Annotated in this window: 2 protein-coding genes; both read right to left on the reverse strand. The window is 27.0% G+C overall.

Annotated elements, in window-relative coordinates:
• A partial coding sequence (locus EHU54_RS06070; protein WP_400249504.1) for a hypothetical protein occupies positions 1-181 on the reverse strand: 181 nt, incomplete at its 3' end.
• A 6-nt stretch (positions 182-187) separates the two neighbouring features.
• A complete protein-coding gene (locus EHU54_RS06075; protein WP_400249506.1) occupies positions 188-517 on the reverse strand; it encodes a hypothetical protein in 330 nt (109 codons plus the stop codon).
• Positions 518-696: the final 179 nt, after the last annotated feature.

Raw genomic sequence — 696 nt, forward strand, 5'->3', positions numbered from 1 at the left:
ATTGTACTTTATTTAAATCTGTTAAATTTGGTTTTCGAGCAATTGGTGGTTTTCCTTGCCCATTAATGCCATTTACTTGTGGTTCTTTTGAATCTACTTTTCGTAAATTATTTTTCATTTTCATAATTTCTTGTTGAAAAAGACTTGGTGGCGCTGGTGGCGCTTCTTTTGGTCTTTGCATTTTATTTTACATTCCATCAACTTTTGCTCGTGGTTCCACACGATAACTTTCTGTGCTCCCTGGGATTGGTGGCGCTGGACGATGTGGTTTTAATGGTTGCAAATTTTCATAAATTGGCTCAATATCTTTTGTGATAATTTCTTTTAAAGCTTCCCGATATTGGTTATCTTTAAGATGATTTCCAATTGTTTCACTCATTGCATTAGCAAATTCTGATGAAACTTGGGCTGCTTCTTTACTACTAAAACCAAGTTTTTTCAAAAATGAATTAAATGACTTTTTAACTGATTTATAAGCTGATTTTAATGTATTTTTTGCTTTTGAAGTAATTCCCATTTTATTTACTTCCTTTTTTTAGTTTTTAATTGGTTATATTTTATAAACAATTAAAGTAATTTATTTTAAAAATATTAATAATATTTTTAAAACCATATACGGATATTAAAATTAACATATTTAATTAAATTTAGCAAGGATTATTTTTAAATAAGCAAATAATAATTTAATAAAAATAA

Source organism: Spiroplasma sp. ald (genome assembly GCF_044714355.1).
In the GTDB taxonomy this organism is placed as follows: domain Bacteria; phylum Bacillota_I; class Bacilli_A; order Mycoplasmatales; family Mycoplasmataceae; genus Spiroplasma; species Spiroplasma phoeniceum.